The 25120-nt window shown below is 59.4% G+C and carries 21 protein-coding genes and 4 pseudogenes; 13 read left to right on the plus strand and 12 right to left on the minus strand.

Annotated features, from left to right (window positions below; genetic code table 11):
- Positions 1–839 precede the first annotated feature (839 nt).
- The 3 genes and pseudogenes from ACR0LZ_RS16060 to ACR0LZ_RS16070 form a co-directional block, all read right to left on the minus strand.
- Positions 840–1947 (minus strand): annotated as a pseudogene (locus tag ACR0LZ_RS16060) (IS91 family transposase).
- A gap of 8 nt (positions 1948–1955) precedes the next feature.
- Entirely contained in the window at positions 1956–2825 is an 870-nt protein-coding gene (locus tag ACR0LZ_RS16065) for a site-specific integrase (RefSeq protein WP_480750837.1), read from the minus strand.
- Positions 2826–2961: 136 nt separating this feature from the next.
- A complete protein-coding gene (locus ACR0LZ_RS16070; protein ID WP_480750838.1) occupies positions 2962–3777 on the minus strand; it encodes a class I SAM-dependent methyltransferase in 816 nt (271 codons plus the stop codon).
- A 131-nt stretch (positions 3778–3908) separates the two neighbouring features.
- Here ACR0LZ_RS16070 and ACR0LZ_RS16075 point away from each other — a divergent pair, with 131 nt between their 5' ends.
- The 5 genes from ACR0LZ_RS16075 (at position 3909) to ACR0LZ_RS16095 (ending at position 9288) form a co-directional block, all read left to right on the plus strand.
- A complete protein-coding gene (locus ACR0LZ_RS16075) occupies positions 3909–5141 on the plus strand; it encodes an aromatic ring-hydroxylating oxygenase subunit alpha (RefSeq protein WP_480750839.1) in 1233 nt (410 codons plus the stop codon).
- A 157-nt stretch (positions 5142–5298) separates the two neighbouring features.
- A complete protein-coding gene (locus ACR0LZ_RS16080) occupies positions 5299–6072 on the plus strand; it encodes an ABC transporter permease (protein WP_480750840.1) in 774 nt (257 codons plus the stop codon).
- Between the two features lie 2 nt (positions 6073–6074).
- Complete coding sequence (locus ACR0LZ_RS16085) at positions 6075–6902, plus strand: ABC transporter permease (RefSeq protein ID WP_480750841.1); 828 nt, start codon at positions 6075–6077, stop codon at positions 6900–6902.
- A 2-nt stretch (positions 6903–6904) separates the two neighbouring features.
- Positions 6905–8017, plus strand: coding sequence for an ABC transporter ATP-binding protein (locus ACR0LZ_RS16090; RefSeq protein ID WP_480750842.1), 1113 nt, complete (start codon positions 6905–6907; stop codon positions 8015–8017).
- A 44-nt stretch (positions 8018–8061) separates the two neighbouring features.
- Positions 8062–9288 (plus strand): aromatic ring-hydroxylating oxygenase subunit alpha, encoded by a 1227-nt coding sequence (locus ACR0LZ_RS16095; protein ID WP_480750843.1) that lies wholly within the window; start codon positions 8062–8064, stop codon positions 9286–9288.
- Positions 9289–9339: 51 nt separating this feature from the next.
- Here ACR0LZ_RS16095 and ACR0LZ_RS16100 read toward each other — a convergent pair whose 3' ends face one another.
- The 5 genes from ACR0LZ_RS16100 to ACR0LZ_RS16120 all read right to left on the minus strand — a co-directional run bounded on the left by ACR0LZ_RS16100 (position 9340) and on the right by ACR0LZ_RS16120 (position 16380).
- Positions 9340–10395, minus strand: coding sequence for an extracellular solute-binding protein (locus tag ACR0LZ_RS16100; RefSeq protein ID WP_480750844.1), 1056 nt, complete (start codon positions 10393–10395; stop codon positions 9340–9342).
- A 162-nt stretch (positions 10396–10557) separates the two neighbouring features.
- Positions 10558–11952: an aminotransferase gene (locus ACR0LZ_RS16105; RefSeq protein WP_480750845.1), complete on the minus strand. Its 1395-nt coding sequence runs from the start codon at positions 11950–11952 to the stop codon at positions 10558–10560.
- Between the two features lie 20 nt (positions 11953–11972).
- Positions 11973–13172: an aminomethyl transferase family protein gene (locus ACR0LZ_RS16110; RefSeq protein ID WP_480750846.1), complete on the minus strand. Its 1200-nt coding sequence runs from the start codon at positions 13170–13172 to the stop codon at positions 11973–11975.
- On the minus strand, positions 13169–14707 hold the full coding sequence (locus ACR0LZ_RS16115; protein WP_480750847.1) for a phytoene desaturase family protein: 1539 nt from the start codon (positions 14705–14707) through the stop codon (positions 13169–13171). Before ACR0LZ_RS16115 ends, ACR0LZ_RS16110 begins: the two co-directional genes overlap by 4 nt.
- Before the next feature lie 11 nt (positions 14708–14718).
- Positions 14719–16380: a phytoene desaturase family protein gene (locus tag ACR0LZ_RS16120; RefSeq protein ID WP_480750848.1), complete on the minus strand. Its 1662-nt coding sequence runs from the start codon at positions 16378–16380 to the stop codon at positions 14719–14721.
- 121 nt (positions 16381–16501) lie between these two features.
- Between ACR0LZ_RS16120 and ACR0LZ_RS16125 the strand changes: the two genes are divergently transcribed.
- Positions 16502–17149, plus strand: a complete 648-nt coding sequence (locus tag ACR0LZ_RS16125) for a TetR family transcriptional regulator C-terminal domain-containing protein (RefSeq protein ID WP_480750849.1) — start codon at positions 16502–16504, stop codon at positions 17147–17149.
- A gap of 236 nt (positions 17150–17385) precedes the next feature.
- Positions 17386–17733 (plus strand): annotated as a pseudogene (locus ACR0LZ_RS16130) (IS6 family transposase); the annotation flags it as partial.
- Here ACR0LZ_RS16130 and ACR0LZ_RS16135 read toward each other — a convergent pair.
- From ACR0LZ_RS16135 to ACR0LZ_RS16150, 4 genes and pseudogenes are all read right to left on the minus strand, one after another.
- Positions 17734–17814: pseudogene (locus tag ACR0LZ_RS16135) on the minus strand (IS6 family transposase); the annotation flags it as partial.
- 136 nt (positions 17815–17950) lie between these two features.
- Complete coding sequence (locus ACR0LZ_RS16140) at positions 17951–18295, minus strand: type II toxin-antitoxin system RelE/ParE family toxin (protein ID WP_480750850.1); 345 nt, start codon at positions 18293–18295, stop codon at positions 17951–17953.
- The gene (locus ACR0LZ_RS16145; protein WP_480750851.1) at positions 18292–18549 is read right to left on the minus strand and encodes a type II toxin-antitoxin system ParD family antitoxin; all 258 of its coding nucleotides are present in this window, start codon (positions 18547–18549) and stop codon (positions 18292–18294) included. The genes ACR0LZ_RS16140 and ACR0LZ_RS16145 overlap by 4 nt, the downstream gene beginning before the upstream one ends.
- Before the next feature lie 48 nt (positions 18550–18597).
- Positions 18598–18827 (minus strand): annotated as a pseudogene (locus tag ACR0LZ_RS16150) (DDE-type integrase/transposase/recombinase); the annotation flags it as partial.
- Positions 18828–19170: 343 nt separating this feature from the next.
- Here ACR0LZ_RS16150 and ACR0LZ_RS16155 point away from each other — a divergent pair.
- The 6 genes from ACR0LZ_RS16155 to ACR0LZ_RS16180 all read left to right on the plus strand — a co-directional run bounded on the left by ACR0LZ_RS16155 (position 19171) and on the right by ACR0LZ_RS16180 (position 25026).
- Positions 19171–20139 carry a LysR substrate-binding domain-containing protein gene (locus ACR0LZ_RS16155; protein ID WP_480750852.1) on the plus strand — a complete coding sequence of 323 codons (969 nt, stop codon included), beginning with the start codon at positions 19171–19173 and terminating at the stop codon, positions 20137–20139.
- A gap of 148 nt (positions 20140–20287) precedes the next feature.
- Positions 20288–21400 (plus strand): ABC transporter substrate-binding protein, encoded by a 1113-nt coding sequence (locus tag ACR0LZ_RS16160; RefSeq protein WP_480750853.1) that lies wholly within the window; start codon positions 20288–20290, stop codon positions 21398–21400.
- Between the two features lie 121 nt (positions 21401–21521).
- Positions 21522–22382 (plus strand): ABC transporter permease, encoded by an 861-nt coding sequence (locus tag ACR0LZ_RS16165; protein WP_480750854.1) that lies wholly within the window; start codon positions 21522–21524, stop codon positions 22380–22382.
- 3 nt (positions 22383–22385) lie between these two features.
- Positions 22386–23183, plus strand: coding sequence for an ABC transporter permease (locus ACR0LZ_RS16170; protein WP_480750855.1), 798 nt, complete (start codon positions 22386–22388; stop codon positions 23181–23183).
- 59 nt (positions 23184–23242) lie between these two features.
- A complete protein-coding gene (locus ACR0LZ_RS16175) occupies positions 23243–24328 on the plus strand; it encodes an ABC transporter ATP-binding protein (RefSeq protein WP_480750865.1) in 1086 nt (361 codons plus the stop codon).
- Positions 24329–24348: 20 nt separating this feature from the next.
- Complete coding sequence (locus tag ACR0LZ_RS16180) at positions 24349–25026, plus strand: GDSL-type esterase/lipase family protein (RefSeq protein WP_480750856.1); 678 nt, start codon at positions 24349–24351, stop codon at positions 25024–25026.
- Positions 25027–25120: the final 94 nt, after the last annotated feature.

The following is a 25120-nucleotide window of genomic DNA, read 5'->3' on the forward strand; positions in this document are numbered from 1 at the left end:
GTGCCGCTATGGCTGGTGCGCGATTCGTGAGCCAATCGGCTCTTTGCTGTCTTACCTTGGCACGGCGGCGTTCGGTGGCGACCAGCGACTTTTTTGTACGTGAACCCCAGGCGGGACAAAAGATCAGCGATGGAGGAATGATGCACCTGCACCCCTTCACCGTCGGCCAAGGCATCCCTCGGTTCAAAGAGCGTGATGTCCGGGTCTTGCGTCACCAGCTCTTCAAAGAAGGCCCGATGTGGGCCCAGTTTGCCAGTATCACGGGGCGACCCTTAGGCGCAGGAGCCGCGCGACCTCTGGTCTTGACCTGCCGCGCCCAGCGAGTTCCCGTAGCTGGTGACAGCTTCAGGCGAAGCGCCGCCGCGCGCCCACTTAAACCTTCTTCAATGTATCTCTGAAACCGCGCCCGAAGCGCTGATGGCAAAGGTGCTGGCATGATCTATCCTCCCAAACGGGATGAAACACAAACTGACCTGCATGTGAATCTGGAGGGTTCTGTGAGGTCGCGCGGCGGGTCTCGTGCGTCCCAGCGCTGTGCGCGAACTCATTGAGGCCGGATTGAACGAACTTGGGGGCTGGTTTGGCGCTATGGCGATTTGGGCTTGGTGCTAGCCTGGGGTATTGGGCGCGACGGCGGATGCGATGGTTATGCGCCCCGGTCGGGGTTCTGCCGTGGCTGACATCAGCATCCTGGGACCGTCGCAGCGGGCTGGTCTGGTGGCGGATCATTTCTCGCGACGACCGGCACCGGCACAACCGGGTCGCCTGCCGGCAGGCCATCTGGCCAGTCCTCGTGCAGACCGGCTGCAGATCGCGTGGCGATGGTTTGCCCCGAGTGCTCATGAGCTGTCATTCCAGAACGGTCCGACGGGTGATGCCTGTCCGTGATGCCGGACGGCGAGAATGACCATCGGTCGACCGCAGCAGGGGCAAGGGCGCGGAACGGGTGCCGGGCTTGTTTTGGGTCGGACGCGGTCGGCTGCCTCTAGTGTCCCGGTGGCCAGCAGTACCCGGCAGGCTGTGAGACGGGCGGTGCGCTGCCCGTTTGCGAGAAAGCCGTAATGGCGGATGCGGTGAACGCCATCCGGCAAGGTGCGCAGAAGGAACCGCCGGATGAACTCACCGGCGTCGAGGGTCATCCGTCCGGGTCGGCGGCCACGACGATAGTCGCGCCAGCGGAAGGTTACCCTGCTATCCTCTATGCTGATCAGGCGGGAATTGGAGATGGCGACGCGATGCGTATAGCGGCTGAGATAGGCCAGCACCTGTTCTGGCCCGCCAAAGGGTGGTTTGGCATTAACAACACAGTCGCGGCGGCTTGCCGAAGTCAGCATCCGGGCAAAGGCTGGCAGGTCGGCCAATCCTTCAATCTCGCCGAAGAACTGCAACTGCCCGGCCTCGAAGGCGGCAGGCGATCCAGCAGCTGCCGTCCGGCGACGGACCGCCGCCTGGCACGATGCAATGAAGAAGGGGATGGTAACTCAGGGTCTGGCCCCAGCTGTGCAGTACCGCGATGAGGCCGATCCCGGCGCCGAGATGCCTTGGGTCAGCCGCAATGATGCGCAGGGTCTCGGCGGCGGACTTGAACAGGATGTCGTAAGCGATCTTCTTGTTCTGGAAGGCAATGGTTGCAATCTCGGCAGGCAGAGTGAAGACCACGTGGAAATAGGGGACCGGCAGCAGATCGCCCGCCCGCGCCTCCAGCCAGTCATGCGCCGCCGCCCCCTGGCATTTGGGGCAATGCCGGTTGCGGCAAGAATTGTAGGCTACGCGCACCCTTCCGCAGGCCTGGCAGCCCTCGACATGGCCGCCAAGAGCAGAGGTGCGGCACAGTTCAATCGCGGAAATCACGCGGTACTCTACGCGGTCGAGATGGCCGTCGTGAGCCTGAAGATAGGCAGAGCCATGGCGACGGAAGATATCCGCCACCTCCAGGGCCGGGCGCATGGCGCGTCTCAGTCGGGCGGCACCACCTCAAGGTTCAGGCGATCGAACGGGCTTTGTGTCTTCGCGATCGTCGTCGCGGCAACCTGCGTGTAGCGCGCAGTTGTCGACAGGTTGGCGGGCCCGAGCAGCACCTGGATGACGCGGATATCGACACCATTCTCCAGCATATGGGTGGCGAAGCTGTGTCGCAGCGTGTGCACGCTGACCTTCTTGGTCAGTCCCGTCGCTTTGGTTGCGGACCGGCAGGCGGAATGCAGCACCTGCACATCAATCGGTTTGTCGCCACGGCCGGGAAACAGCCAGTCATTCGGATGCGCCAGGCGCCAGTATGTCCGCAACATGCCGAGAAGCTGCGGCGAGAGCATGACGGTCCGGTCCCCGGCTCCTTTGCCATGACGGACCTGGATCTGCATGCGATCGCTGTCGATATCCGTGACCTTCAAACTGACCACCTCGGAAGCACGCAGGCCCGCGGCAAAGGCCGTCGTCAGGGCAGCGCGTGCCTTCAGCGACGGCACCGCCTCAAGAAAACGCACAACCTCGTCGGCGCTCAGGATCGTTGACAGTTTGCGTGGCGTGCGCGCATAGGCGATCCGTTCCGGGATCTCTGCCCGGTTCGGCGTCACGCCGTAGAAGAGGCGCAAGGCGCAGACCGTCTGATTCAAAGCTGGCCAGGAAATACCCTGCGATACAAGGTAGACCTGAAAGGCACGGACATCCTCCAGCCCCAGTCGATCCGGCGAACAGTCGAAATACCGGCTGAACTTCGCAACGGCATGAAGATAGGATCGTTGCGAGGCCGGCGACAGGTTGCGAAGCGTCATGTCGTCGATCATACGGCGGCGCAATGGGCTTACCGCTGAAGTGGCATCAGCCATGGGATGGTCTCCTGATAAAGGTTGGCCTCAGCAACCAAACCTTCCCGCCAGGGGGCCATTCCCGCCAATAGCTACGCCCCCCTCCCGCGTCAGCGGGTTCGTTCAATACCCCAATTCAGGTTTTCCCCGAAACGTTTTAGGTCAACAACTTGGCAATACCTGGTTTCATTGCAAACAGATGCGACGGACAATGCTCGCCCGTTTCAAGAACCCTGATCATCAATGTCCAGGTGGTGATCTGATGTTCGATGTAATCCTCGCCGCAAGCAGCGCAGAATTCCGCGTAACGGGTATCCTTCAGCTCTCTTAACTCAACCCTTGCGCGCTCCAGATACCACGGGTTGCGGGAAACGACCCGAACCTCGGTGAACCCCGCACCTTCCATGGCAGTGCGGTAGCGGTCCGGCGACCCCATCGCGAAACCCAGATCCTCAGCCGCGACATAGGCTGCCATTTCTGCTGACATGGGCCCGTCATGACCGATCATCCAGTCCCCGACAGCCACCTGCCCGCCCGGGGTCAGAACGCGATGGATCTCGGCGGCAAGCGCATCCTTGTCGGGAACGTGCAGCAGCGAATCCTTGGAAAACACCAGATCGAAAGCGCCATCATCGAAAGGCAAAGGTCCGGGATCGGCCCGGACAAAACTCGCGCGATCGACAAGCCCCTCTTCTGCAGCGCGGCGCGTCGCAACTTCAACCACCGGACCTTCAACATCGAAGCCGGTGATGTGTTTCAAAGACCTTGTTTGCGCCAGATGCAAGGCGTTGCCACCTGATCCGCATCCGATATCCAGCACCCGCAGACCGGCAAAATCTATATCGGCGACGATACGATCCACCTCATCTGTGCCGCCCGGCGACAGATGACCTTTGCCCCACAAAAGCTCAAGAAAGGCAATCGCATGTTCGTCGTAATCCGGGTTTTCGGCATCTTTCGCCGTCTGCGCCATGTTTCTGATCCCTTGCTGATCTGCGGCAATACTAGCCGTTGCTCACCACTTGGCACCAGCTTTCATCTTGCCTGCACGGCAAGTCTAGACTAAAATTTATTTAACCGCTCAAAAAAATATTGGACAGGGACATGACAACGGGGCGCACTCAAAATCCGCCACAAGGCACCGAGGCCGCTCGGGATCGTAGCGGCTTGCCAGCCTGGGGATACTTCAGCCAGGACTTGCTGGAGCAGGAAAAAGAAGATCTGTTCCGCCGTCATTGGCAGGTGATCTGCCATGTCAACCACATACCCAATCCAGGCGATTTCTTTACCTGCGACATCGCGGGCGATCGCGCGCTGGTCGTGCGCGATTCCAATGGTACAGTCCGCGCCTTCCACAATCTTTGCCGCCATCGCGGCAGCCGGGTGCTGGGAGACGAACGTGGCAACTGCCGCAACTCGATCATCTGTCCATTTCACGGTTGGGTCTACAATCTGGACGGCACCCTCAGAAGCCCCGCTCAACCCGACAGCCTGCCGGACCTTGATCCGGTCGAATGGGGACTGAAGCCTCTTGAGTCGGAAATCTGGAATGGGTTCGTCTTTGTTCGATTTCAACCCGGGCCACAACCCTCGGTGGCGGAACTGCTTGGCCGATGGGCTCCGGAACTGGCCCAATACAGAATGGACCGGATGGTGCCCGACGGAAACGGGGTCTGGTCAACCGAAGTCGAGGTGAACTGGAAATGCATTCGCGATGTCGACAACGAGGGCTATCACGTCCCGATGGCGCATCCGGGGCTGGATGACCTGTTCGGGAAAAACTATTTCGACGAGCCCTTTCGTGACGGGACATCCCGCTCCTTTTCGCGCTTTCGGGCGGGCAATGGCCGCCTCTGGAGCGTGCGGAACTACAAGAAGATCCTGCCGCATGTCCCGGAACTGGATGCCGATCACAAGCAAGCCTGGCTCTACATCGGCGTGTTCCCGAACTTCGTCTTCGGGCTCTACCCCGACTCGATCTATTTTTATCAGGAAATCCCGGTCGAGGTTGGCCGAACCATCCAGCGCGGCGCGGTGTACCGTCACCCGGACGAAGACCGCCGCATGCGCGCGGCAAGATATCTCTCTGGCCGGATCGACCGCATCACATCGCGCGAGGACGAGATGCTGACGAAATGGACCTGGGAGGCGGCGTTTTCATCGGCGTATGACGGCGTTCTATTGTCGGATCTCGAAGTTGGTGTCATGAGCTATCATGACCAGTTGCGAGATGTCTTCCCCGTGCTGGCCGAGGCAGAGCCAGAACCGGGAACCCTGAAGGAACGAAATGACTTTTTGCGGCAGAAGGCCGGGCAATCCTGGGAATTGCCGACGTAGGGAAAAAGGATAATCTGTCGGAACCACGCCAGCAGAACAGGCCCGGACCGACAAGCAGGGAGTTGCGCAACTGATCGACCGTGACCGAAGGCAAGGCCTGATACTCGTCGGCCCACCATTCGCCTATGCTCTCCTCCTTCTCGCCGCTCCGTTGGCGATGGTGGTGACGTTCAGCTTCTGGACCCAGAACTATCTTGATCTGGACACGACATTCACCCTCGCCAATTACCGCGAGGCCTGGACCGACCCGCTATATCGCGAACTCACGCTGCGCTCGCTCAGAATTTCGCTGGTTGTCACCGTGGCGACCGTGCTTCTGGCCTTTCCCATCGCCTACTACGTTTCGTTTCACGTACATCAACGCAAGTCGCTCTGGCTGTTCCTGATCACGGTGCCGTTCTGGACAAGCTACCTGCTGCGGGTATTCCTGTGGAAGGTGATCCTGGGATATAACGGAGTTCTGAATTCGGCGCTGCTTGGGCTTGGCCTGATCGACGAACCGTTTTCGTTCATCCTCTACAACGCCAACGCCGTGGTGATCACGCTGGCCCATGCCTGGGCCCCGTTCGCGATCCTGCCAATCTTTGTCGCATTGGAGCGGATCGACCGTTCGCTGCTCGAAGCGGCCAAGGATCTTGGCGACGGGCCGGTGCGCAGCTTCTTCCGCATCACTTTGCCTCTGGCCATGCCGGGTGTCGTGGCCGCCACGATCATCGTTCTGATCCCGACAGTAGGCGATTACATCACCCCGCGCCTGGTCGGTGGAACCGAAGGGCTGATGATCTCGAACATGATCCAGGTACAGTTCGGCAAGGCGAACAACGCCCCGCTCGGTGCGGCGCTTGCGGTGTCATCGATGTTCATCGTCGGTGGTATCAGCCTGCTGATTTTCTTCGCGACACGCAAAATCGGGCGCGGAGGCGCAGACTGACCATGTCGAACCGTCGGAAAAACCTGAGCTGGCTGAACGTTTACGCGATCGTCTACATGGTGTTTCTCTATGCACCGGTCATTCTGCTGCCGATCTTCGCCTTCAACAGCGCCACCATCATCGCTTTTCCGCTCAGCGGATTCACAACCGAGTGGTTCGGGGTCCTTTGGACGACCCAGGCGCTGCACGACGCGGTCTGGAACAGTATGCTGGTGTCGGTCTCGACCGCGATCATCAGCACGGCCCTGGGGCTTTTCGCCGCCCGCGCCGTGGCCCGATATACCTTCCCCTTTCAACGGGGGATCATGGGTCTGGTCATGCTTCCCTTGGTGCTGCCGGAAATCATCATAGCCGTCGCCCTGCTAATCGTTCTGATCCAGCTTGGGCTCAGCCTGTCCTTGTGGACGGTCGTTCTCGGGCATGTGCTGGTCTGCACCCCGTTTTCGATCGCGGTTCTCAGTTCCGCCTTTCGCGGCCTCGATCCCAGCGTGGAAGAAGCGTCTTTCGATTTGGGCGAAACCCACTGGGGCACCTTTCGCCGCGTGACCTTTCCGCTGGTCATGCCCGGTGTGATCTCCAGCCTGCTGATCACCTTCACGATCTCGCTGGACGAGTTCATCATCGCGTTCTTCCTGACCGGCACCGAGGTCACCCTGCCGGTATACATCTGGAGCCAGATGCGCTTTCCGACAAAGCTGCCCAGCATCATGGCGCTGGGGACCATATTGCTGGTCCTTACCGTGACCCTGCTCATACTCGCTGAATTCTTCCGTCGCCGTTCGGCCACGCGCCGCGGCCTTGACGCCTCGACAACCGAAGGGCTGATCTGACCATGCTCGACACTGAAAAACCGCACGCGCGCACGATCATCGAACTGGACGGCGTCACCAAGACCTTCGGTGCTGTCCAGGCGCTCAAGGGGATCACGGCGAACATTCGCGAAGGCGAATTCTTTTCGCTTCTGGGTCCTTCTGGCTGTGGCAAGACAACCCTACTGCGCATGATCGCGGGATTCGATGATCCCACGACAGGAACCATCACCATAGACGACAAGGCCATGGCCGGGATCGCGGCGAACCACCGGCCCACCAATATGGTGTTCCAGAGCTATGCGATCTTTCCGCATCTCAGCGTGGCCGACAATGTCGGCTATGGGTTGAAGAAACGCCGCCTGCCCAAGACCGAGTACAAGCGTGAGGTGGAACAGGCGCTCGAGATGGTCGATCTTGGCGGATACGGCCCGCGCGCGGCCCATACGCTTTCGGGCGGTCAACGCCAGCGGGTCGCGCTGGCCCGCGCGCTGATCATGAAACCCAAGGTTGTTCTGCTGGACGAGCCTCTGTCTGCGCTCGACAAGAAATTGCGCGATCAGATGCAGCTGGAACTGCGCCAGTTGCAGCGCTCGGTCGGCATCACGTTCATCCTGGTGACCCATGACCAGGAAGAAGCGCTCATCATGTCCGACCGTATCGCCGTGATGTTTGACGGGCGGATCGAACAACTGGCCACACCCGAAGACCTCTATCGCCGACCCGTCAACCAAAGGGTCGCATCCTTTATTGGCGTGATGAATTTTCTCGAAGCGCGGGCCACGGAATCGACTGAAACACATGTTTCGCTCGACGTTCAGGCGCTGGGACAGATCGCCATTTCGCGCGCGGACCTGCCTAACGGCATGAAACCGGAAGAGATCCATCGCGTTGGCGTGCGGCCCGAGATGATGACCATTCTGATTGACGGCGCCCCAAGCGCCGAGCGCATCGTCGAGGGCGAAGTTGTCGAGACATCCTACTATGGCGACATGACCTACTACTCGGTTCGGCTGAACGGCCTGGAGGCGCCGGTCACAATCTCCATGCGCAACACAGCAGGCCGTGCGGTCCTGCGCCCCGGTGGAACCGCGCGCGTCGGCTTCGCCACCGATTCCATCATCGTCTTTCGCTGACACGACGACAGATTTCCAACGCCCCGCTTCAAAGGAGGGTCAGCATGACTGGAAAACCCACACTGCATCCTACTCCGTGGCAGGATGAGGTCACCGATCTGATCGCGGGTTACAAGCCCGGCTACGCCCTGGAACAACCGTTCTATACCTCTGACGCCGTGTTTCAGCGCGATATCGACCGTGTCTTCCTGCGGGAATGGCATCTTGCTGGCCACATCAGTGAATTACCGCATCCGGGCGACTATCTGTTGTTCGATCTTCTGGGCGAGAGCGTGATCGTCGTCCGCGACCGCGAAGGCGCGTTTCACGCCCTTGCGAACGTGTGTCGGCACCGTGGGTCACGTGTCTGCCTGGAACCCCGTGGCAATGTCAGCCGTTTTTCCTGCCCCTATCACGCCTGGGTCTACAACCTGGATGGCAGCCTGTTTTCCGCGCGCCTGATGGGGGCCGAGACCAACAAGGCCAATCTGGGGCTGAAAAGGTTCTCGGTCGAAGTGTTCCACGGGCTCATCTACGTGTCGCTGTCGGATACGCCCGAAGATTTCTCAACCGCCCGGACCTTGCTGGAACCGATGGTTGCGCCCTTTGGACTTGCCCGCACCAAGATAGCCGCGCGAGCCTCCTATCCGGTGGCCGCCAACTGGAAACTGCTCGTCGAGAACTACAACGAATGCTACCACTGCACATCGGCCCATCCCGAGTTCTCGCGTAGCCACGTGATCCATCTGCCCGACCGTTTGCACGAACCCCTGAATGCCGAGGTCGGCGCAAGAGCGGCGGAAACTGGCGCCCCGGCCGATCTGCTCGACGCGACCGGCCGGAACAAGCCTCAAGGGTCGATAGACACTTACTATCGCCGTTACGCCCTGTTCGACGGGTACCGGACCGGCAGTGAAGACGGCAAGCCGCTGGCCCCCTTGCTGGGCGATCTCACCGGGTGGGATGATGCGGCATCCGACATCTATGTCGGTATCCTGAACCCGATGCTGGTCTATGCGGATCACGCGGTCCTTTACCGCTTCATTCCGGTGGACAAGGACAACTCGATCCAAGAGATCATCTGGCTGGTCCACGAGGGCGCAATCGAGGGCCGCGACTATGACAAGGCCCGCCTGACCTGGCTCTGGGACGTGACCACCGAAAGCGACAAACTGATCATCGAAAAGAACCAGCAAGGGGTGAATTCGCGGTTCTACGAACCCGGTCCCTTTGCCCCGATGGAAAGCTACACCCAGTGGTTTATCGAAACCTACCTTCGGAACATCGCATGACAAAAGGCCGCCCGGACAGGTTCCGGACGGCCCTGTTCCAATTTGAACCGATCAGAAGCCGGCCTTAATTTTCTCGAAATCGGCAATCAGCCGTTCACGCACTTCCGCGCTGGTCGGCGCCTGCCACAAGGTGCCAGCCCGCAGATTGTCCGAGGTTTCCAGACCCACAGCGGCCAGATCCTCGGCATTCATCTTGCCCATCGCCTTGGCGTTGGAATGCCCGTATCCCCAGACAGACACAATATAGTCGGCCGTCCGTGGCGCCAGCCAGGCGTTCACGAAGTCATAGAACTTGTCTTCGCTGCCCGGCGCATCGGCCAGTTTCGAGTATCCACAAACCCAGCTCGACGACCCTTCGTCCGTGTCCCGCTTCATCGCGACCGGATGGCCCTCGGCACTCATGGTCGCAAAGGTCTCGTTCCAGGCCCAGGCAAGGTAGACCTCGCCGCTCTGCATCATCTGCGCCAGTTCCGATCCGCTGGTCCAATAGGCCCGAAGGTTCTGGTGAACCTGACGCAGAAAATCCGACGCGGCGTCGATCTGTGCGTCGGTAACGTTGGTCCAGTCGTGCACACCGGTTGCCAAAAATGCGAGGGCATAGGCATCGTCGACGCTATCGCCGATGGACACGCGGCCCGCATGTTTGGGATCGGCAAAGGCCTTCAACGATTGCACATCCTCGGGTTTCAGGAGTTCCGTGTTATACGTCGTTGCGGTGTTGCCCCAATCGACCGGTACAAAATAGGGATTTCCGTCCTTCCAATATGCCTTGATATCGCGGAACCCGGGTTCCAGGTTGTCCCATTCAGTGATCTTCGAGGGGTCGATGGGTGCCAGCAATCCGGCGTCCATCCATTTTGGTACCGACTGGGAACAGGGATGTGCCGCATCCGCCTTGAACCCCGCCCGCAGTTTCTGAAAGGCTTCTTCCTCGTCCGAGAAAAAGGCAAAAGTCGGAGCATCACCGTGTTTCTCGGTGAAGTTGACATAGAACTCGGGATCCTCGTATCCGGCCCAGTCGAACACGACGAGTTCGGCGTCTCCGGCAAAAGCGGCACCTGCCACCATACTGGTCGAGACCAGCAACGCATTTCTGAGGTGTTTCATCAGTTTACTCCCTGTTTTGGTTCTTTGGATTTTCTTCTCTACAGCCTGGTTCGAATATCCCCCGAATCGCATGCCAAGGGTTCGCCGCCCCGATTTAACGGCGCAGCACCGCGCCCCGACAAGCGTTTTGCGCAGCCCGTACAACAGCGAAATCCCAAGCGGTCAGCCATCAATCCCCATTTCGCGTGAAACCTGTTCCAAGGCGCCTTCGATGATGTCGAACATGATGTCGATCTGCGTTTTCGAGATGATCAATGGTGGCGAGAAAACAGCCATGTTGATCAGCGGGCGCAGCAGCAAACCGTTTTCTTCACAGATCATGTCAAGCCGGGCCCCGAAATCGCTGTCCTCGGCCAGCGAAGCCCGGCCCTCGGTCACCTTGCCCTCGATGCATCCCAACAGCCCCATCCCGCGCAGGTCGCCGACAATCGGGAACTTCGCGAAACTGCGCAGTCGCTCCTGAAAATAGGGCGTGACCTCGCACACATGGCCCAGGATGTTCTCGCGCTCCATGATCTCGATGTTCTTCAACGCGGCAGCGCAACTGACCGGATGCGCCGAATAGGTATACCCGTTCGAGAACAAAACCTCCTCGGGTCCGGTCATCTGCTCCATTATCCGGTCCGAAATGATGCAGGCCCCAAGCGGCAGGTAGCCGGAGGTCAGCCCTTTTGCGCAGGTGATCATGTCGGGCACGATGTCAAATACGGGTTCCGAGGCGAACCAGTGCCCCAGGCGGCCAAAACCGGTCACCACCTCGTCCGAGATGTAAAGCACGTCATGCTTGCGGCAGACCTCCAGCGTGCGCTTGTGATACCCCGGTGGCGGCACGATCACGCCGCCGGAACACAGGATCGGTTCGGCGATAAAGGCGCCCACGTTATCGGCGCCAAGCTCCAGGATCGCCTGTTCCAGATCTTCGACCTTCTGGTCACAGAAGGCCTCGACGCTCATGCCCTCGGGGCGGTGATACGGATCGACATCGGGCAGGAAATGCACCAGCCGGTTTTCCTTGTCGAACCAGGTGCGATTGCGCTCCTTGCCGGATACGGTCGCCGACAGATAGGTCGATCCGTGATAGGCACGCTCGCGCGAGATCACGATCTTCTTGCCCGGCATGCCACGCCGGTTGTTCAGGAAATGCATCGCACGCAGCGCGGTATCGACCGCCGTCGACCCGCCGGTGGTGAAGAACACGGTGTTCAGATCGCCCGGCGCGAATTCGGCCAGCTTGCGCGCCAGAATCGCGGCGGGCTCGGTCCCCGTCGAAAAGGGCGACGAATAGGCCAGTTTCATCACCTGGTCGGCGGTGGCATCCGCCATTTCGCGCCTGCCATGGCCGATCTGTACGCACCACATGCCGCCCGGTCCGTCGATCATACGGCGGCCGTGGCTGTCCCACATATAGATGCCATCCCCCCGGTCGATGATCTGCCCGTCTTCCTCGCGCCAGGCGTTCATCATCGACCAGGGCTTGAGGTTGTGCAAGCGGTCCCACTCGTGCAGCTCTTCTACAGAGGGGCTGTTGCTGATGGGTTTCAAATGAGCTCCAGACATGATTTGCTCTTCTTGCTTCTTCAAAATGCGGCCGGCGGCGTCGCCCGGGCGCGGGGGTTGCGGAAGAACGGCTGCGACAAGACGGTCGCGCGCGCCATGCGGCGCTGCCAGACGCCTTCCTGATTGAGATAGATTTCGACCCAGAGGTCGTTGGTTTGGTTGGTGCCAAAGGGCGCGCGGATCTCGGCCAGCGCGATATTGCGCTTGAGCGTCGGCGACCACATGGCCGAGGTAACATGCCCGACTTCGCGTTTCTTTCGGTGATAGATCAGCGCGTCCGCAGCCGGTTTGAACCCGCCGATGTCGAGCTTGACGATCATCGAACGTGGGCGGCGTTCAACGTGGGCCAACAGCGCGCGACGACCGTTGAAATGTCCCTTTTGGAAATCGACCAGCCAAGCAAAACCCAGTTCCAAGGGCGTTCGCCCGCGATGCAGCCGCAAGGTGTGATGGATCGGCTGGAACTCGACACCGGCGGCAATGAACCCGGCTTCGATCCTGGCCATGTTCAAGGCGTGATAGCCGATTGCGCGAATGCCCCAGGTCTGCCCTGCGTCCCACAACCGGTCCCAAAGCGTCAGCGCCCGGTTCGGTGTGATCCACAATTCATATCCCAGATCGCCAGTGAAACCGGTTCGAGAAATCACTAACCCCGGCTCGACCTCGGCCAGGTCAAACGGGCGGAGATGGTCGATCTCGAACCCTGCGCCGCGTAACACCGAAGCCGAGGTTGGCCCCTGCAACGACAGTCCGGCAACACTGTGAGACTCGTCCTCTACCCGAACATCATAGCCCCAGGCCGCATCCAGTAGCCACGAGAACTGTGGTTCCTGGCAGCACAGGCGGAACTCGGTTTCCGACAGGCGGAACAGCGTTCCATCGTCGATCACCATGCCATCCTCGTCGCACCACATCACGTAGGCGACGCGCCCCGGTGCCAGTTTCCGCACATCGCGGGTGACAAGCCGGTTCAACATCGCCAACGCCTCGGGACCGGAGATCCGATATTTGTGCATGGGCGAAATATCGAACAGCGTCGCCTGGTTGCGAATCGCGAAATACTCGAACTCCATCGTGTCCAGTACGGCGGGCGAGATGTAGCCCGCCCAATTCATCCAGTCCTTGGTCCGGCTCAACGGCTCCAGCCGGGGCTGGAACGGTGTCGGGATCAGGCCCAGCGGGACATGTTCGGGGGGCAGATCGTGGCGCGTATCCTTCATGCGGCCATCTCCTTCAGCGCCTTCAGCGCAGCATTCCTGCCCGGCGCGCCTGTGACATCGCCGCCCGGATGCGCGGCGGCCCCGGCAAGGTACAGTCCCGCCGGGCCGAAGCGGTAATGGGCCAGCCCATTGGCGGGGCGCACCGACAGGAGCTGATCGAAACTCATCTCTCCATGATGCCAATGCCCGCCCGGCGCACCGGTCTCAGACTCGATATCGGCAGGAGTCAGCAGTTCGCTGGCCGTGACCATAGCGGTCAGTCCCGGCGCGAATCGGTCCAGGGCGGCGATGACTTGGTCGATCACAGTCTGGCGTGCGGTGTCGGTCCAGCCACCGTCGGGGGCATAGGGAACATATTGAACAACCGCCGAGATCACATGCTTTCCAGAAGCGTCCGGATCGGTCAGCGTCGGCGCCACCGCCTCGATGATCGGCGCATCGGAAGCCCCACCGTATTTTACCGGATTAAAGGACTTTTCAACCGCGCGCACGGACGGTGCGATCAACAGGCGCCCGGATGCCTGTTCACGCGAGAGTCCACTGAACTCGGGCGCACCACTCAGAACCATGTTCACCTTGGCAGCCGTCCCCTTGGCGCGGAAATTCCGCAACCTGCGGACCGCCTCGATATCATAGCTCTCGTGACCGGCCAGCATCATGCTTTGCGCCGCACCCGCCGTAGACAACACCATCTCCGCCGATACCTGTGTGCCATCGGCCAGCTCGACGCCCGTGACCCGGTCACCTTCGATGACGATCCGCCGTGCGGCGGCGCCGGTCCGGATCGTGGCGCCGCGGGCCTCTGCCGCCTTGGCAAACGCGGACACCACCGCGTCCATCCCGCCCGAGGGCAGGGCGGCGCCGCCGCCCTGTGCCAGCCGGTAGATCAACGAGAATACCGTGCCAGGTGCCGACGGGCCCGCCCAGGCACCGCGCACCGCGTCCGCCGCCAGCGCACCGGCCAACGGCCCGTCGGTCAATTCGTCGAGTATAAGGTCCTGAGCGTTGGACAGGACGATCCGCAGGAATTCGCGCATCTCGGCCTTGCCCATAAGGCGCAGCCGCAAACCAAGACGCGCCAGCGCGCCCAGTTCTCCCGCCTGTGCCAGACTCAGCGACCCGGACAGGTCCGGCGGCGCTGCCTGTGCAAGCTGACCCAGCAACGTACCAAACCGCACAAGCCTTTGGTACAAGGTCGCAAAGGCCGCTGCATCGGGATGTGCCGTGCCATCGGCGAACCGCGCCTCTGCCCCATCCATCACCACGTGCCGACCGTCCTCGGACAAGGCAACTGTAGGCACCTGTCTGGTATCCAGCTTCAAACCCAGATCCCTGACCACGGCTGGATTCAGGTTGTAAAGAAGATGGGCCAGACGGGGGAGCTGAACTCCGTTCAGCGTTCCTGTCGCCATCATGCCGCCCAGCGACATGCTACGCTCCAGCACAAGGATCCTTTTGCCCTTGCCCGCCAGAACCGCCGCTGCCGTCAGGCCATTGTGCCCCGCCCCGATCACAATCGCATCGAACTGTTCCATCGCCCGTCTCCTCACGCGGCCTCGGCCGGCAGCCCGCTGCGGCGGCCCAGGTCGATCAGGATTTCGCGCGCGGCATTCGCCCCGGGTGCGGCCATGACCCCACCGCCGGGATGCGCGGACGAACCCACCAGATAGAGGCCCCGGATCGGCGAGCGATAGTCGGCATAGCCCGGCACCGGCCGGTTGAAGAGCAGTTGGTCAAAGGTCAACTCGCCCTGAAAGATATTGCCCTCGGTCAGCCCGACCTCGGTCTCAAGTTCCAGCGGCGAGCGGATTTCCACGTGCTGCACACGCTCTTTGATATCCGGACAGGCAGCCGACATCTTGTCCAACACGCAATCGGCAAAGGCGCGGCGACGCTCCTCGGTCCAGTTGGCGGCGTCGCGCACACCGTCGACCTCAAGATCATAGGGCGCGTATTGTACAAAGACGGTCATCATATGGCTGCCCGGCGGCGCCATGGTCGGGTCGATCTGGCTGGGGATCAGCATGTCGAAATAGGGGCTTTGCGACCAGCGGCCGTCCTTCCAGTCGTCATAGGCACGCTCAAGCTCGGCCAGCGAGGTCGAACAGTGCATGTCTCCGCGCAGGAATGGCGCCCCGGCGGGTGCGGCCGGAAACTCGGGCAGGCGATCCAGCGCGATGTTCAGCTTGCCCGACGAACCCCGGATCTTGAACCGCTCGACCGCGCGCAGGAAATCGCCCGGCAGGTCGTTGCGGTCGGTGTGTTTCAGGAAGGTCCGTTTGACATCCATGTTCGAAGCGACAACAGGCGCCTCGTAGGTATCGCCGTTTTCCAGCGCGACGCCGGTAACCTTACCGCCCCTGGTCAGGAACTTGTCGATACCTGAGCCGGTCACGATGGTGCCCCCCGCCTCTTCAAACGCCAGTCCCAGCGCGCGGCTGATCGACCCCATGCCACCCCGGGCAAACCCCCAGGCGCCGATGGTTCCGTCGACATCCCCCATGTAGTGATGCAGCAGCACATAGGCGGACCCGGGCGAATAGACGCCCAGCCCGGTTCCGATGATACCCGATCCGGCCAGATGCGCCTTGATCAGGTCATTCTCGAAATGCTCGTCCAGGAAGTCGCCGATGGACATGGTCCAGAACCGCAGCGTCTCGCCGATCTCGCGCGCGCCCAGCCCGTGCACCTTGCGCACCAGATAGGCCAGTTCCGAGATATCGCGCGGACGCATCCGCACCGGATCGGGCGCAGTTCTGAGCAGGAACGGCCGGATGAACCGGCATTGCCGCATCACCGTCTGGCTGAACCGGCCATAGGCATCGACATCGCGTGGCTCGTGCCGGGCGATCTCGCGCCGCAGGTCGTCGTGATCCGAATAATAGGCGAAATAGTCGCCATCGGGGGTAAAGGTCGCGCCGCCCTCGTAAGGGATGACCTGAAGCCCGAAGCGCGGCAATTCAAGGTCGCGCACGATCTCACGCCGCAGCAGAGAACAGACATAGGAACAGTTCGAATAGGTCCAGCCGGGGTGCAGCGAGCGACTGACTGCGGCACCGCCGATCCAGTCGTTCTTCTCGACCACCAGAACTTTGAGCCCGGCCTTGGCCAGATAGCAGGCCGTGGTCAGGCCATTGTGGCCCGCCCCGGCGATTATTGCATCATATCGGTCGTGACGCCCCATCGCCTGCTCCCTCTTGTTGATCAAGGAATACCCCGGCGCGCAAACTTCGTAAAGTTTTTTGAGCGCTCAAATAAATTTTTAGGCTACTTTATTCATACGAGCGGACAGGATAGAGATGCGACATGGAAAACCCGGAGCCGCCAGGATGACCACCAAAGCCCCGCCGCCGCCCCGGCAACGCAAGGAACGCAAGGACAATGCCGACCGCCGCCGTAAGCAGCTGATCGAAGCAACCCTGCGCTCGGTTGTTGAGAACGGGTTGTCCCGCACCACTCTGGCAACGGTTGCGAATGCGGCCGGGCTGTCCCAGGGGGTCGCGGTTTTCTACTTTAAAAGCAAAGATATGCTTTTGGCCGCGGCGCTGGAATACCAGTATTCGATCTATGCCGACACCTGGCGCAACGCGGTGGCCGTGGCCGGGACCGACCCGGCGGATCGGCTGGCGGCGCTGATCCGGGCCGACTTCTCGCCAGTGGTCTGCAACCGCGAGGCGCTGGCGGTCTGGTTCTCGTTCTGGGGCGAGGCGAGTTTCCGCCCGCGCTATGCCGACAGCGCCCGGGATTTCGATGTCCAGAGGGGCGCGGCGCTCTATGAATTGTGCCGCGACCTGCTGCCGCATACCTCCGAGACCGAGGCGCGCGACGTTGCGTTCTCTATCGATTCACTGACCGACGGGTTCTGGCAGAGGCTGTACCTGACCCCGGAAAGCTTCTCGATCGAGGAAGGGTTGCGCCTGACCATGGCACATCTGCGCATGGTCTTTCCAGAGCACAAGACCACCTTCGCGGGCTGAGGCAAACCGGCGTTTTGACCGTTTTGTACCAGGTCTCAGGGGGGGATTGACCATTTTGTACAGGCGCAAAGCCGCATTGCCGCTCGGCTGCCGGGCGTGAAAGCCCGTCAGCCATTGGGGCACACCGGAGGTCTGCGGCGAACACCTCCGGGGGGCTTTGTCGCAAACTCTGCACGTACCTGTTAGGTCGACTGAAGTTTTGATACACGGGTGCCCAAAACAGACAGGGGCAGGCCGTGACAATCTCATTCAAAGGCGCTCGTTTTCCAAGGGACGTGATACGACACGCAGTGTTCTTCTATCTTCGTTAATCAGTGTCCTACCGAGATCTGGAAGAAATTCTGGCTGAACGACGCGTTTCGGTTGATCACGCGTCTCTGAACCGTTGGATCGTCAAATACGCACCTCTGGTCGCCGACCAGGCGCGTCGTAAGAAGCGTTGCTTCGATCGATCCTGGCGAATGGACGAAATCTATGTGCGCGTCAAAGGTGAATGGGTCTACTTGTATCGTGCAGTCGACAAACACGGTAAGACCCTTGATTTCATGCTATTCAAACGGCGGAACAAAGCTGCGGCGACAAAACCACGCCCAGACTGCGTAAGCGATGATCTCACGAGGAAAGCGGAACCCCTTCAGGCGCGGCATTCTTGTCGGAATGTTCATGGCCCGCAGAAAATCCGGTCAAGCCGGGCGCACAACTTGGCAATACCCGATGTCGATATCGCAGAGAACCCCGCTACAGACCTGCTGGGGTGAACACCTACCGATTGTTTAAAGAAATCCCAGTTGAATGCGATACCTATGTATTGTCCCCTGCCCCATCAGATAGTGTGGCCAGCGCGGAAACATGTCGCGGCAGATCGCAACGGGAATGCAGGATATCTACTATGATCACCGTATCCGGCTGGTCCAGGTAAACCAGGAAATGCTCTCCCGCGCGTACATATCTGAGGTCTGCTGCCTCTTCGACCAACATAGAACAACTGCGGCTGGCCACCTTGCCCTCGGTGATGGCCTGGCAGCGCGCTATCAGTTCTTGTTCATAGAGATCGGCTTGATGCGGCCCAAACTTGTCGATGGTCCATCGGGCAATTTCAACCAGGCTGCCTTCGGCGCGGCGTGTCAGCCGAAATGATTTGGTCACGTTTTGGCTCGGGCCCTAGCAAAAGCACGACGGATCGCATTCGAACCGCTGCCTTCTGCCAGATCTCCAGCCTGAGCCTGCGCCAAACCCTTCTGCAGACCTTGTTTAAGAGACTCCAGCCCGGCTTCTTCTTGTTCCAGAAGCCGAAGGCCCGCTCGCAACGCTTCGCTGGCGTTCTGATAGCGACCGGATGCGACCAGATCCTGCACCAGCTGATCCTGCGATTCTGTAAGTACGACATTGCGGGTTACCATGGCTTAAGCCTCCTCGTTGGCAATATATGCCAACTAGATGGCTGGTTCAACGATCGCGATTGGGAGCGGGCAACCAAAGCCTTTCAGCATTTTGTAGATGGCTTTGATACCAGCCGTATTGGCGCCGCTTTTGCGATAACGATTTTGCGGGGCAATCCGTTTACTTCGAGGGCACGAGCGAAGAATTTTGTCGCCGCAGCTTTGTTCCGCCGTTTGAGTAGCATGAAATCAAGGGTCTTGCGGTGTTGGTGCCGGTCTGAGCTTTGAACCGCTCGGTATCCCCGGCGCGGAATTGCTGACACTGGCCGTCGTCGCGCTGATTAGCATCTCGCGCATCAACTCAGCGTTCTGACTGCGGTTCTGCTGGGCGGGATTCCGTTTCCCGGTGGAAAGGGATCCATGCTGCGAGTGGCACTCGGGAGGTCTGGCCTCTGGCATGTCGTCAAACGGGTTGATTCTGACGAATGCGCCAATTGGGTTGAGTTAGATAAAAAAACTATCGCCTGGATTGTGGTCTCCGGTTTGGGCGTCTTGCGCGCCGGGCGAAGATGATCGCAGAGTGAAAGCACTGCGACCCTTCCGCCTGTGGAGGGTCGAGCCTTATGAGGAAGAGGTTCGACAGTGAAAAAATTACCGCCGCTGACGAGCCTGCAAGCCTTCGAGGCCGTGTCGCGACACATGAGCATCAAACTGGCCGCCGAAGAACTTTTACTGACACCGACAGCGATTAGCCATCGCCTCAAAACCCTCGAGACACAGCTGGATGTGCAACTGTTTCACCGACTGACCCGGTCGCTTAGATTGACAACCGAAGGAGAGACCCTGCGCCCTTTCATCGCCGATGCCTTCTGCAACCTGAAACAGGGCATCGCGCAACTGAGCACCGACGAAATCGAGGGCGAGCTGGTGGTAACCACCACGCGATCCTTTGCCTGGAGTTGGCTGAGCCCTCGATTGCCGAAATTCAGCCGGCTGTACCCCGAGCTTGAAGTGAAGGTTATCGCCTCGGATACAGTGCTGGATTTTGCACGTTTCAGTGTGGATGTCTCCATAAGATATACGGACACCCCGGATCCGGCGGAGCATGCGGCCTGGGTGCTGGATGACTATGTCACGCCTATTTGCTCGAGGCGAATGGAGAGCAAGATCCGCGACCCCGAGGACCTGTTGAGCCGGGATCTGGTCGAATACGAGTGGCTGGGCTTTCAGGACGGTGATCCGAATTGGCGCACCTGGTTCAACTCGGTCGGTATCGACGCTTCCAATATTCGTCCGATCGCACATTTCAGTGATGAGATCATGTGTATCGAAGCGGCGATAGACAATCGCGCGGCTGCTCTGGTCAGTGTGATTGCTGCTTCGCGCGAGATTGAGCGAGGGCGAATCGCGGCGCCTATACCAAGGGTTCTGCGCGACCGGAGCTACTATCTTGTCTGCCCTATGGAGCGCGCGAATTCTGCCAAGATGCGCGCATTTCAGGATTGGTTGTTGAACGAGGCTGACCTGTTTCGCGACAGCCCATACGGCATGAAGTTCATTCCGCAGGATGCCAATCGTTATGAACAACCTGATGCGAGTTGGTCTGAATAGGAGTAGGCCCGCGTGTTACGCCTCTGTGACATGCCAATTCGGCCAAACAGAAAGCTGAGAAATACTTTGTGATGACTGAAATCTGCTCAATTGTCGGCAAGGCTGCGGTTCCGAATACTCATCCCATCCATTAAGGGAGGAGCCGAAAATGGCCAAAACCACACTCACGAGACGCGCTTTGCTCAAGTCAAGTGCGATGGCTGCAGGCGCACTTGCCATGCCGTCGATCACCCGCGCTCAGTCCGTGACCGAGATGACAATGCTGGCTTGGTATGGTCAGGCTGAACCGGACGCGGTTGCAGAATTTGAAGAACTGCACAACGTCAAGATCACCCCGAAATACTATGTCGGCGGCGAGCAGATGCTGGCTCTGTTGGCACAATCTCCGGTGGGCACCTACGACCTGATCCACGCGGATGCTGAGTATGTTCAGCAGCTGGTGCTGGCGAATTTCGTTGAGAAACTGGATCCGGCAGACTATCCGTTCGACGATTTTTTCCCCGAATTCCACAAGTTTCCGGGCCATTGGCACAATGACGAACTTTATGCAGTCATCAGCCGGTTTGGCTTTCTTGGCATCTCACACAATCTGGATGCGGTGCCAGTAAAGGAAGCGATGTCGTATGACATGCTGTGGAACGAGAAGAACAAGGACAAGGTGGGTCACTTCGACTGGCACCTGCCGAACCTGGGCGTTCTCAGCCTGCGCGATGGCAACGCTGCGCCCTATGATATCGACAGCAACGCATGGGCCAAGCTGCAGGACACCACGCTAAGCCTGAAACCTCAGGTGCGGGGCTTCTATGACTATGGTGGCGTGCTGTCCTCGTTGAAGTCCGGTGAAGTGACCGTGATGCCAGGCATAGGTGAATGGATCACTGGCGTGCTGCGCCGCGACGGTGCGAATGTTACCACTACGATACCGGAACAGGGCGGCATTCAGTTCACTGAAAGCTTCTCGATCGGACGTGGGTCGCGCAAGGCCGAACTGGCGCGCAAGTTCATCCAGCATGCCTCCAGCCCTGCCGGTCAGTACAACCTGGCGAACCTGAACGTGTTCCCGGCAATTATCCCGTCGAAATCCGGGTGGGAACGAATGATTGCCGAAAAACCGGAAGATGCACGCCATCTGGGCATGTTTCAGGGCGACGGCAACGCTATCGACCTGATCCGCAAGGGCCGCATCCATATCCGCCAGCTGCCTGTGCAGCAGGACGTGGGTGACTGGAACGACTTCTGGTCGGCATACAAAAGCACCTGACGCCTAAAAGCTTCCGGTGCTTATGCCCCCCGCCATTCTCCCTTCTCCCCGATGGCGGGGGGCACTGTCAAACGTCACTGAAAAACGCCGGCCCATCCTGAAGGGTCAGACGGGTTAAAACATGACTTCTTCGATTTCCATCCCGCGCCTGTCCCGCCTCGCCTATGGAGGCTTATGGAGCCTGCCGTTGCCTGTGTGGTTGGCCGGGTTTTTTCTTGGGCCGATGATCTTACTGATCTGGCTGAGTTTCTGGGACGTCAAAAACTTTTTACTGACGCCCGATTTTCAATTGGAGAACTGGCACAAGATGCTGACGGCTCCGTTCTTCTGGGCTGCTTACCTGCGCACCTTCGTGATTGCGCTCAGCGCCGCAGTACTGGCCAGCCTGATTGCATTGCCATGTTCATTGGCGATCAGCTTCTTTCTCAGCACACGAGCCAGAATGACGGTTCTCGCGCTGTTCGTGGTGCCGTTTTTCACATCCTACCTCGTGCGTGTCTACTCCTGGCAGATCTATCTGACAGAAAACGGCATCGTGATGAAACTGTTGGCGGCAATCGGGATCGACAGTGGCAGCCTACTGAATACGCCGTTTTCTCTGATGGTGGGATTGGTGACGCTGACCTTGCCATTGGTGATCGTGATCCAGTCAATTTCGATGCTGTCCTTGGATCGCACGCTGATCGACGCGGCATACAACCTTGGTTGCGGCCCGCGCCGGGTGCTTTTTGCTACCGTATTGCCGGCGGTTAGACCGGGTATCGTGCTTGGGGCGCTGTTTGCTTTCATCTTCAGCTTCGGAGATTTTGTTACGGCGACCTATCTGGGCGGCGGCAAGTTCACCACGCTGTCTATCCTGATCGCGGATACCGTCAAATCCGGCCAGCAATGGCCTCGCGCTGCAGTGGTCGCGCTTGTGATGATCGCTACACTGCTGATCACCGCGCTGGCCTCAATCACTTACGCCTATCGGAGAACCTGAGACATGCGTGTTTCCCTGTTGACCCGCCGGCTTTGCGTAATCTTCATGGGCTTGGCTCTGGCCTTTCTCTATGCGCCAATCCTGACAAACTTTGTCTTCTCGCTGAACTCGGACCGGTTCCCGACTATCCCGCTGGGCGGATTCACGCTGGATTGGTATCGCCTGATCCTGGCCGATGATTTGGTGATTGCCGCTTTTGCGAACACAATCAAAGTTGCCCTGATCGTCGCCCCCATCGCGACCGCGATGGGATTTGCAGCGGCCTATGCCGACTATCGCTTCAACTTTATTGGTAAGAAACTGGTACTTGTCTTCGCCCTGATGCCGCCGTTGATTCCCTTGGTTGTCATTGGACTGGCAATGCTGGCCTACCTGTCCCGCATTGGCCTGTCTGGCACTTTATCCGCCATCGTGGTCAGTCATATCGTTCTCACCTCCCCGTTCGCCATGGCCATTATCCGGTTGCGGTTTTCACAGATCGACGGCGATCTGGAATTCGCGGCCCAGAATATTGGCGCCAGCAACTGGCGTGCGTTTTGGGAAGTGATCGTTCCTTCAACCAAGACCTCGATCCTGGCTGCGTTCCTTCTCTGTATGGCGGTCAGCTTCGATGAATACGCGGTAACCTGGTTCGTTGGAGGACTTGAGGAGACCAGTTCGGTTCGCATCCTCAGCTTCCTGCAATCGGCAGTCAGCCCCCGGATCAATGCCATCGGCTCCATCACCTTCATTACCTCGATCACTCTAATCTTGGGCGCGCAGGTGCTTTTGCTGCGCCGCCTCACCCGGGGGGAAAAATGAACAGCCTGAACAAGATCAATCCCGAGCGCGGCGTCGCGCCAAAAGAACTGGAGCGCATGATGTCACACGCGCACATCTCGCTGAGAAATATCCGCAAAACCTATGGCGAGGCGGTGGCGGTCGAGAACCTTGACCTTGATATCGCAGAGGGCAAGTTCGTTGCCATCATGGGGCCATCAGGTTGCGGGAAATCGACCATGCTGCGGATGCTGGCAGGGTTGGAAGACGTGACCGGCGGTGACATCCTGCGAGAAGGGCGACGGATAAACGATCTGTCAATCTGGGAACGCGACATGCCGATGGTCTGGCAGTCGTTGGCATTGTTTCCATTCCTGACTGTGCAGGAAAACGTCGAATTTGGTCTGCGCATGAAAGGCATGCCCAAAAAGGAACGCAAGAGTCGCGCGCTGGACTGGTTGAACAAGCTGGGACTGGAGGGATATGCCGACCGGGGCATTGATCAGTTGTCAGGCGGACAGAGACAACGTGTGGTTTTGGCGCGATGCCTCGTAACCGAACCATCCGTCTTGTTACTGGATGAACCGTTGTCGGCGCTGGATGCGCATCTTTCGGTGCAGATGCAGGGTGAGTTGAAACGCTTGCAACGCGAACTTGGGATTACCTTCGTCTACGTCACCCATAGTCACTCCGAGGCTTTCTCGATGGCCGATACCGTAGTGATCATGAACCAGGGTCGGATTGAACAGGCGGGCAGCCCCGAAGACATCTATCTGCGCCCGGCCACACCGTTCGTGGCAAGGTTCCTGGGCGGCTCCTCGATCTTTGAATGCAAGACCCGCCGACTGAAATCCGGAGAGATGGTTCTGGAAAGCCCAGATGGCAGCTTCAAGTGCCCAGCCTCCGAACTCGTTGATCTGGACGAAAACGAAAAGGTTAGCCTGATTGTCAGGGCGGACCAGATTTCGGTCACCCCGCAAGCGGGCTGGGCTGAGAACGAAGTTGCTGCGCGGGTCGTAGGTGAGGAGTTCATCGGAGCCCTCGTCAATCTACGGCTTGAAACGGCTGCTGGAACGTCCATCACCGTGCAATTGCAACAGCGCGACATGCAGTCGCTGGACATCGAAGTCGGTGCCGGAGTGACCGCCAGCTGGCACCCCGAAGACGGCCACATCATCAACGGATAACACGAGAAAAGGAGCCAATGATGGCCAAGAACAATATCCTTGTTTACGGCGACAGCAACACTTGGGGCTGGATCGGTGTAGAAGAGGCTTTCCCCTCAACCCGCTATGGCGATGACGAACGTTGGGCCGGTGTCATGGCAGCCGAGCTGGGCAACGATTATCAGGTCGCCGTCGATGGTCTGACCGTGCGCGCCACCAACCTGGACGATTCGATGGATTGGAATGCCATCAAGGCGGATATGTTCAACGGCGCCAAGACTTTGCCGGCCGCAATTGCTCGGGAAATGCCCGTAGACCTGCTGATCATCGCATTGGGGACCAACGACCTGAAGGCCGAAACCAACCGCTCTGCCGAGGACATCGCAAATGCCATTATTGATGTCGCAAAAGTGGCGCAGGCCTGCAGCGGTGGCGTTGCCTATCATTATGATGCGCCACAGGTGATGGTCGTCTCGCCAGCGCCGCTCAACGACATGCCACACCCAGATTTCGCGGGCATGTTCGAAGGCGGCAAAGCCAAGTCTGAAGCGCTTGGAGCTGCTCTCAAATCCGCAGCCGACGCAGCGGGCATCGCAAGCTTTGACGCTGGTGCCGTGACCGGAAATGTGCAGGGCGCCGATGGTCTGCATATGAGCAAGGATCAACACGCCCAGCTGGGTCGGGCTATTGCGGAACGAGTCATGAGCAGCCCTATCTGACGGGTCCAATGTTATTGTTAGTGCATGATCGGCCTGTGTTCCATCGGGATGATGGTCTCGGGCGCTGGTGGGTGATAGCCCAGTGCACTGTGTG

The organism is Ruegeria sp. CI1, assembly GCF_056536925.1.